The sequence below is a fragment of the Siminovitchia sediminis genome, from assembly GCF_042680885.1.
GTDB lineage: Bacteria > Bacillota > Bacilli > Bacillales > Bacillaceae_C > Siminovitchia > Siminovitchia sediminis.
This window is the reverse complement of the sequence record NZ_JBHUEO010000120.1, coordinates 34,201-42,256: the sequence shown is the minus strand read 5'-3', so window position 1 is coordinate 42,256 and position 8,056 is coordinate 34,201. Positions and strand designations below refer to the sequence as shown.

The window sequence follows — 8,056 nt, the reverse complement described above, 5'->3', positions numbered from 1 at the left end:
GAATCTTTTTCTTAAAAATAAAAACACAAAAATCTAGATACAAGTCGTCTAAATGTAAAATAAAAAAGCCTGTAGAGAAAAAAACAGCCTGTAGAGAAAAAAACATATACTTTCTCTACAAGCTGACGAGGCGGGATTCCGCCTCGTTTTTTACATTTCTTCTTTTGGAACGTATTCTTCTTCTTTTTGGCCCGTTGCCAAGGAAACTGCGACCATGATCACAAAGCTCACTGCAATTCCATAAACAATGGGAGCCGTTGATGTGAGACCTTGAATCGCAAGGCCTGCAATAATAACAATGGAACTGATGATAATGGAGTAGAACGCAGCCTTTGCAGTCGCTCTTTTCCAAAACAGCCCTAAAATAACCGGCGCAAAGATACCGCCTGAAAGAAGCGCATAAGCGACATCCAGTGCTACAAGTACATTTTGAATCCACAAAGCACACACGATTGTTAATATCCCAATGATCGTCGTCACCGTTCTGGACAGTCTCAAGAATTGACGATCCGTGAGTTCTTTTTTAAAAAATTGCCTAATAATGTCATTTGACACTAACGTAGAAGAAGCCAAAAGTGTTCCTGACGCAGTAGACATCAGAGCAGAAACGACCCCTGCAACAACAAGGCCCAACAACCCGGACGGCAAAACTTCGACTGCCATGCTGGCAAAAGTATTTTGAGTATCTTCCAGGCCCGGAAGAATAACAAACGCACACATTCCGATAATAGCGACAGCGATTCCATAAAGGACACTATAGACCCCGGCTGCAAAGGTACCTGCACGTGCCACTTTCAATGTCTTCGCTGTAAGAATACGTTGCCAAATATCTTGCGCAACGACCATCCCGAGTGCAAACAATAGGAAGTACTGGAATATTTGGGCCCCGCCAATTCCGGCAAAAGAAAAATAAGTTTCCGGCAAATTGGCTTGAAGATTAGACCACCCGCCGGCTTTAGAGAGTCCAAGCGGAAGCATAATAAAGAAAATGCCCACTGTCATAATAATAAACTGAACAATGTCTGTCATGGTTACTGACCACATACCGCCGAGAATGGTATAAAGCAGCACGATTCCTCCGCCTACAAGCATGGAAACGGTTAATTCCCAGCCGAGCAGCACATTTAAAATGGTACCCATTCCAATCACCTGCGTAACCGATACCATCATGGCGTATGTGGCTGCAATCAGCGCACTGACAAGACCAGCTTCAACACCAAAGCGCTTGCTTAGGTACTCACTGACAGTCATGACAGAAAGACCGGAAATGCGTTTTACAAGGAAAATTCCCAAGAGCATAATACCGAGACCAAGCATAGCCACCAGCCACAGGCCGGATATCCCAAATTCATATCCAAGCTGGGTAGATCCGATGGTGGAGGCACCGCCTAAAATGACAGCGCCCAGACATCCAAAGTACATAAAAAATCCTAAGTTTCTACCTGCGAGCACATAGTCCTCAGACGTTTTGGCACGTCTGGAACCTATAATCCCAACGACAACCAAAAGCAATAAATATAGAATCATAATAATAACATCAAGTGAATTAACGTTCATGAATGTTCCCCCTCACCCCGCATTACTTCTGAGGCTTATTCTTTTCCAGCATGCGACGTTTCTTTAAAGCAACCAGTGTCAGCATTTCATAGATCACAGCTGAAGCCAGTACAGCCGTTATTTCATTGGAATCATAAGTCGGAAGCACTTCCACTAGGTCAAATCCCACTACGTCCAGGCCATCTAAGCCACGTACATATTCCAATGCTTCATAGCTGGTGGGTCCCCCTACTTCCGGTGTTCCTGTTCCGGGTGCATATGCAGGATCCACAAAATCTATATCATACGTGACAAATACAGGTCGGTCCTGCACTCGCTCATGAATCCTTTTCATCACATTATCAAAGCCTATTTCCCGCACTTCTTTCATCGGGATGACTTCAAAGCCAAGATTCCGTGCATCTTCGATGTCATTTGGACCGTAAAGCGGTCCCCTCATTCCGACTTGAATGGAGTGTTCCAGATCAAGCAATCCCTCTTCGGCTGCACGTCTGAATGGTGTTCCGTGCATATATTTCTCCCCGTAGTAATGTTCCCATGTATCGCCATGTGAATCGAAATGAACAAGAGCAATTTTTCCATACTTTTTATGGAAAGCACGAAGGTTTCCAAGTGAAATAGAATGGTCGCCGCCCATAATAACGGGGATCACATTTTTCTCCAACAGCGGCATGAGTCCTTCTACGATATTGTCATACGTGCGGAGAGCGTTTCCAGGAATGACATCAATATCACCATAATCAACGCCTGAGCAATATTCAAAAATATCAATATCCATATCGGGGTTATACGGACGGAGCAATACGGAAAAGTCACGGATATGCTGTGGTCCCAGCCGCTGTCCTGTACGATTGGATGCTGCAGTGTCAAACGGAACTCCAAGAACAGCAAAATCTATATTGTCAGTAGTTCTGACCTGTTCTAATCTCATAAATGTTCTGTTTCCAACAAATCGTGGAGACATGGATGAATCTCTAGGTTTATACATCATGTAAATCCTCCTATATCATCAATAAAAATATTTACACTTTATATCTAGCAAGATCCGTGCCAACTATTATCTCCTTGTTTTAAAGAGCTGTGCTCAAAAAAATGATCCGTTTTTGCATCAAACCTCTATTGTCTAATGCAAAAACGGATTGAAATTCATTTATGAATTAATTTTATATTTCTGCAACTTTCTGACCACACTCGATTGGCTGATCCCCAAATATTTGGCCATTTCATATGTCGTTTTGTATTGTCTATATGCCCGTTTCAGCCAACGGATCTCTACTTCCTCCAATGCTTCAGGCAGGTTGGCTGCCTGTTCCGCCTGCTCTACCTCTTCCTCCATTGTCTCTTGTGCAAAACCATGCTGACGCTGAAAAGGAAGTGTATCTGGATAAATCATCCTGCTTTCGGTCGTTATCACAAGACGCTCCATTAAATTTTCCAGTTCCCTCACATTTCCCGGCCAGCTATATTCCAGCATTTCACGAATTGTAGACGCATGAAGTACTTTGTCTGTCTCATATTTCTCATTAAACATGTCAAGGAAATAGTCAAATAAATACAAGAGGTCATCCTTTCGTTCTCTTAGAGGGGGGATGGTAATTGGCACAACATTGAGTCGATAGTACAGATCCTCGCGAAACTTCCCTGCTTCCACCATTTCTTTCAGATCCCGGTTTGTTGATGCAATAATTCTAAAATCAATCGCTTTTGGCTCCGTTCCTCCGATTCTTGTCACTTTCTTTTCCTGGATTACTTTTAACAGTTTGGCCTGAAGGTTTAAGGGCAGCTCTCCCACTTCATCCAAAAAAAGTGTACCTTTATTTGCAAGCTCAATCAGACCCGGTTTTCCATTTTGATCGGCTCCGGTAAATGCTCCACGTTCATAACCGAACATTTCCGATTCAAACAGGGTTTCAGGAATAGCACCGCAATTGACTTCCACAAAAGCTTCTTTACTTCGGATGCTTTTCTCATGAATGGCTCTTGCAAACACATTTTTTCCGACGCCGGATTCCCCGAGGAACACAACCGTAGCATCGGATGCCGCCACCCGCTGGATCAACTGCCATACCTGATGAATTTCCTTGCTTTTTAATACAATCCCATTTGTGTTCTGTTCCTTATCCCGCAGTTCCTTGATCTCAGACTCATAATAAGCCATTTTTGACTGTAGTTCTTCATAATCTTCTTTGATTTGTCTTAGTTCCGTTAAATCGTGGGAAAAACTGATCACCCGGATTATCTTTCCCCGATCATCAAATACAGGGAGCGCCGTAGCCATCACATAGCGGTCTGTCAGCGTATGCTGCATTAGCTGCACTTCTTTTCTTTCCTCAATGACCCGTTTTGTGACCGAGGGTGAAAAAACATCCATCCTTTCCAGTTCATCCACATTTTTCCCCAGCAGTTCATCTGTTTTCATTCCATAGATTGAATAGCAATTGGGGCTGGCTTTCAACACTTTCCCGTGGCCATCCGTGATAACAATATTATCATTGGATACATCCAAAATCGCCTGCATTTCCAACTCAAGGATCTCTTGTTCATCCACCTCTGCCCACTCCTTCTTTGCGTGGCCTCTCCGCATCTTATTAATGAAGATATTTTATCACAACCATCCCCAAAAAAAGAAAAAAACCGATCATGGGATATCGGTTATTCGATCCATCCTTTTTCTTTTGCTTTGGAGATCGCTTCAATTTTATTTTTGGCATCCAATTTATGCAGGACTTCCGACATATAATTTCTGACAGTCCCCGCTGATAAAAACAGTTTGCCGGATATTTCCCTTGATGTATTCCCTTTGGCTGCCAATGTCAATATCTCCTGTTCCCGCTCGGTAAGCGGGTTATCTGCTTTATATGAATTCATAATCAGTTCCGGGTCAAACTCTTTCTTCCCTTTCATTACGCCCCGAATGGCTTCAGCCAGGTTATCGACCGAACCATCTTTCAGCAAATATCCATATACACCGGCCTTTAATGCCCGCTCGAAATAACCCGGCCTTGCAAATGTCGTCAAAATCATCACCCGGCAATCTTGCAGTTTATCACGTAATTCCACCGCTACTTCCAGACCTGTTTTTATCGGCATTTCAATATCGAGAAGACAAACATCAGGTTTTAATTCAAGTGCAAGCTTTAAAGCATCTTCCCCATTTTGAGCCTTGGCAATTACTTTGATATCATTTTCAAAATCAAGAAGAGAGCCCAGAGCTCCCCGCAGCATCCCTTGATCTTCAGCAATCATTACACGAATCATCAGGCAATCCCCTCCTTCTCCTGTGCTTTGACGATGGGAACTTTCATCAGAAGGGACGTTCCTTTCACTGAATGGATGAAAAGCTCTCCCTCAACGATCGCCAGCCTTTCTTTGATTCCCTTCAACCCGTTCCCTTCTTGCTGCTGAGGGGTAAATCCATGACCGTTGTCTGATACACAGATGACAAAATACCCCCGCTCTTTCTTCACCTGTATCCGGCAATTACTGGCATGGCTGTGTTTTACAATATTTGTTGCAGCTTCACGGAGACACATCCCTAAAATATTTTGCTGCAAAAGCGGAATGTCTGAAGTCATTTCCTCCCCTTCACAGGAATAAGAAATCCCGGCTTCTTGTAATATCTTCCTGATATCAGCAAGTTCTTCTTTAATGCTGATGGACCTCATATCAGAAACCAGCTCTCGCACCTGTTTTAGAGCAGCACGTGAAGTGACTTCGATTTCTTTGGCTTTGACTCTGGCCTGGTCACCATCTATTTCCAACAGCTTTTGAACCAGCTGACTTTGAAGAGTGATAAGGGATAACGTATGGCCTAATGTATCATGCAAATCCCTCGCTATTCTCACTCTTTCCTCCCGTTTGACCAATTCTTTAATCTGTTCATTCGCCTGATCCAGCTTTTTTTCCAGCTCCATTGACCGAAACATGGATTTAATGCCAAACGGAGATGTGATCATAATCACCAAAAACGGAATAAAATAGAGGAAACTGACGCCAGGCTGCAACAGTAAAATGCAAACGAAAGATATTATAAGTGATGCTGAAAATCCGGCCAGTGCATAGTAAAAGTATTTCTTATCCTGATACCATCCAATAAAATTGGCAGGGAAAAAGCCCATTAATAAAAGATAGGGATTATACCAAATGCTCAATACAACCATAATGATGATTTCAACGATAATCCAGCGATGAGTTTTTATATCTTTATAATCCTGCCAATAAAGCTGTCTGTATGAAATGAGAAAAATAATGAGCAAAGCGTAGCCGAGCACCATCTTCGCTCCTGTTTCATAGGCAAGATAATAGGCCGGAAAACCCAGATAGACCAAAAAAACATATGGAAAAAAACCGTACGATCTAGGGAATATTTGGAACTTTGCACCCACTCTGCCTACACCGCTTCCTTTTTCTTTCTTATATAATTTGATAGTAACATAAAACCGACAAAGTAAGCTGAAAGAATCAAAACATTTTGAATGTCAGGAGCATTTCCCCGGATAATTTCCCATGCACCGTTTCCATAATGGAAAGCAGGCAGTGATTTGCCTATCGCTTGAACCGTATCAGGCAAGAACTCCATGGGCATCCACATCCCGCCGGTAATTGCCAGAAGCATATAAGCCACATTGCTTACGCCGGCAGCTGTATCCACCCGCTTCATCAAACCGACCAATACGCCCATCATCAGAAATGGAAGAGATCCAAGCAAAATCCAACATCCCGACATCAGCCATTGGAACCATGGAAGCGACACTCCGCTGATAAGCGCACCAGCCAAAAAGATTATGGTAATGGAAAACACATGAACAAGAGACTGGCCAACTATTTTGGAAAAAAAATAAATGGTACTGGATAATGGAGTGATTCTCATATAATGGGACCATCCCTTTGTCTGCTCCTCTACCATTCGGATCCCCAAGGTTAAAATGGCGCTGCCCATGACACTGAAAGCGGCCATTGACATCAGAAAATGGGCATTTGCTATTGGATGATCATTCCCGTAGTTCATCACCTTTGTAAAAATAAAATAGAAAAGAATCGGCATACACAGGGACCAAAAGACAAAATAGGGATTTCGAAAAACCCGAAGGATCTCGATTCTGCATTGATTGATGAGCATTGTCATTTTAGATCGCCTCCTTTTCTTCGATCGTCAAGTGCTCAAATGCTTCATCCAGACTTCCTTTTTCCACGCGAATATCCTGAACAAATAATTTCTTTTCAAACATCATAAACAGAACCGAATCGGTATCATCCGAAATGATGTATGTTCTTCCTTCCTGTTCATATACGTCAGAAACAAAAGGCATCTGTAAGAATAAATCAGCCGGTATTTCATCGGGAGATATAAATGAAACAAACTGCCTTGTCAGCTCTTTCTTAATTGTATCTGGAGTTCCGTCGGCCGCAACCTTTCCTTCTTTAAATAAAATGATCCGGTCAGCATACTCATCGGCTTCCTGTAAATAATGGGTAGTAAAAATAATCGTTTTCCCCTGCCTTGCAAATCCACGAACTGTTTTCCAAAATAGTCTTCTGGAGGTATTATCCATGCCCACTGTCGGTTCATCAAAAAAGAGCAGTTCCGGGTTCCCGGCAAGCGCAAGGGCAAATGCAACTCTTCTTTTTTGTCCACCCGAAAGTTTTTCTGTCCTCCGGTTTAAATCCTCTTCACTCAAGCCTGTAAGTGTAACCAGTTGATCCAGGCCCATGGGCTGCGGATAATAACTCCTGAACAATTGGATCAGTTCTTTCACTTTTATAGCGTCCATTAGACTGACCTCCTGAAGCATAACCCCAAGATTTTCCCGTACGAATCGTTCTTTTGGATGTTGCTGAAATAGAAGTACCTTTCCCTCTGTCGGCTTGAGCAGCCCCAGCATCATTAACATCGTTGTTGTTTTGCCTGCACCGTTAGGACCTAGAATCGCTGTAATTTCTCCTTTACGAATGGAAAACGACACATCGTCCACCGCTTTCTTTTGTCTAAAAACTTTTGTCAGCCGGTCGATTTCTACGACTGTATCCATGTGACCACCTCCGCGATATGATTTTATTGTATTCATTTTCCATTGGGGACATCAGTAGATTCTGTCATGAAAGCGAGGTGACAATTGTCATTTCCTTGTTCGTATGTCTCTCTGAAAATGATATATTTGCCCCAAATCTCCTTAACCCCGTTCTGATATTCAGGCGGGGTTATGATAGAGTAACTGAATTTTGATGCAGGTGGCTTTTTCTTTTCTTGGTGTCCAGCTGCAGGCGCCCTTCGCTTTTCCTTTTTGTCCAGCTGCGGGCGCCAGGCGCTCGAGGTCGCTTCAAAAAAACCAATGAAGGTAAAAACACCTTCACTGGTTTTTTCTCCAGCGCTTGTCGCCCCTAGGCAGGCGCCCTTCGCTTTTCCTTTTGTCCAGCTGCGGGCGCCAGGCGCTCGAGGTCGCTTCAAAAAAACCAATGAAGGTAAAAACACCTTTACTGGTTTTTTCTCCAGCGCTTGTCG

Annotated in this window: 8 protein-coding genes; all 8 read right to left on the bottom strand. The window is 43.1% G+C overall.

Annotated features, from left to right (window positions below; genetic code table 11):
• Positions 1–150: 150 nt before the first annotated feature.
• Positions 151–1,557 (bottom strand): sodium:solute symporter family protein, encoded by a 1,407-nt coding sequence (locus tag ACFSCZ_RS19140; protein ID WP_380776577.1) that lies wholly within the window; start codon positions 1,555–1,557, stop codon positions 151–153.
• 22 nt (positions 1,558–1,579) lie between these two features.
• Entirely contained in the window at positions 1,580–2,545 is a 966-nt protein-coding gene (gene speB / locus ACFSCZ_RS19135) for an agmatinase (RefSeq protein ID WP_380776583.1), read from the bottom strand.
• A gap of 162 nt (positions 2,546–2,707) precedes the next feature.
• Complete coding sequence (locus ACFSCZ_RS19130; RefSeq protein ID WP_380776581.1) at positions 2,708–4,075, bottom strand: sigma-54 interaction domain-containing protein; 1,368 nt, start codon at positions 4,073–4,075, stop codon at positions 2,708–2,710.
• A 134-nt stretch (positions 4,076–4,209) separates the two neighbouring features.
• Positions 4,210–4,815, bottom strand: a complete 606-nt coding sequence (locus ACFSCZ_RS19125) for a response regulator (protein WP_380776575.1) — start codon at positions 4,813–4,815, stop codon at positions 4,210–4,212.
• Complete coding sequence (locus ACFSCZ_RS19120; RefSeq protein WP_465270191.1) at positions 4,815–5,942, bottom strand: sensor histidine kinase; 1,128 nt, start codon at positions 5,940–5,942, stop codon at positions 4,815–4,817. Before ACFSCZ_RS19120 ends, ACFSCZ_RS19125 begins: the two co-directional genes overlap by 1 nt.
• Positions 5,943–5,947: 5 nt before the next feature.
• Positions 5,948–6,682, bottom strand: coding sequence for an ABC transporter permease (locus ACFSCZ_RS19115; RefSeq protein ID WP_380776573.1), 735 nt, complete (start codon positions 6,680–6,682; stop codon positions 5,948–5,950).
• Position 6,683: 1 nt separating this feature from the next.
• Positions 6,684–7,586 (bottom strand): ABC transporter ATP-binding protein, encoded by a 903-nt coding sequence (locus ACFSCZ_RS19110; RefSeq protein WP_380776571.1) that lies wholly within the window; start codon positions 7,584–7,586, stop codon positions 6,684–6,686.
• A 32-nt stretch (positions 7,587–7,618) separates the two neighbouring features.
• On the bottom strand, positions 7,619–8,056 hold a 438-nt coding region (locus ACFSCZ_RS19105; RefSeq protein WP_380776569.1), incomplete at its 5' end, for a hypothetical protein.

Coding starts and splice junctions, on each gene's coding strand:
- ACFSCZ_RS19125 (WP_380776575.1), bottom strand. CDS start 4,815: ATGATTCGTGTAATGATTGCTGAAGATCAAGGGATGCTGCGGGGAGCT.
- ACFSCZ_RS19140 (WP_380776577.1), bottom strand. CDS start 1,557: ATGAACGTTAATTCACTTGATGTTATTATTATGATTCTATATTTATTG.
- ACFSCZ_RS19130 (WP_380776581.1), bottom strand. CDS start 4,075: ATGCAGGCGATTTTGGATGTATCCAATGATAATATTGTTATCACGGAT.
- ACFSCZ_RS19115 (WP_380776573.1), bottom strand. CDS start 6,682: ATGACAATGCTCATCAATCAATGCAGAATCGAGATCCTTCGGGTTTTT.
- speB (WP_380776583.1), bottom strand. CDS start 2,545: ATGTATAAACCTAGAGATTCATCCATGTCTCCACGATTTGTTGGAAAC.
- ACFSCZ_RS19110 (WP_380776571.1), bottom strand. CDS start 7,586: ATGGATACAGTCGTAGAAATCGACCGGCTGACAAAAGTTTTTAGACAA.